The organism is Vibrio sp. 1249-1 (assembly GCF_033340495.1).
The window spans coordinates 1-575 of record NZ_JAWOWJ010000901.1; the positions used below are offsets into that span (position 1 = coordinate 1).

At 42.1% G+C, this 575-nt stretch carries 1 protein-coding gene and 1 pseudogene; both read left to right on the forward strand.

The annotated features are described in order from the left end of the window. A pseudogene (locus R7Z50_RS29570) lies at positions 1-177 on the forward strand (ATPase); the annotation flags it as partial. Next, the coding region (locus R7Z50_RS29575; protein WP_318150024.1) for a hypothetical protein at positions 171-575 on the forward strand (405 nt) is incomplete at its 3' end. The pseudogene R7Z50_RS29570 and the gene R7Z50_RS29575, both read left to right, overlap by 7 nt.

A 575-nucleotide genomic window follows, 5' to 3' on the forward strand; every position in this document is an offset into this window, starting at 1 on the left:
GGTGGTTTTCAAGTCATCACGGTTGTAGCAAAAGGTGATTACAACGCTGACGGCATCGAGGATATCGTTATTGAGAAAGAAAATAGTGTACTCAGTGGCTCGTATTCTTCTTCACACGGATATGTATTAACTCGCATGTCTGAGCAAGCTTCATTTACTGTGCTGGCTGAATGGTAATGAAACTCATGGCGGTTATTTGGTTCTTAGCTGTTGCCATGGTGAGCACGTTTGCTCTCGCAGACTCCCCGCCTAGAAAAGTCTTTGAATGCACGGTAAGCCAAACTACGAAGCTTAGTATTTCGATAGACCAAGATAAGGAAGGGCTTCACTTTAAAGAGTTTATTGCCAATCGAAGTCAGCTTTCCCAATGGATAAGACCTCAAGATTATCACGTTAGACACTATCACCGAGCGTTAGTGGATGAAAAGTCACTGGAATTTAGTATTGGTGAACGTGTCATATTAGTCAGTGAGTACTTTAGCGAGGAGTTTAATGAGGTACAGAGAACACTCAGTGTTACTTTTAGGCAGTCAGGGAAAACAGAGTATTTTGAGTGTGAAGAAGGGAGTATTAGT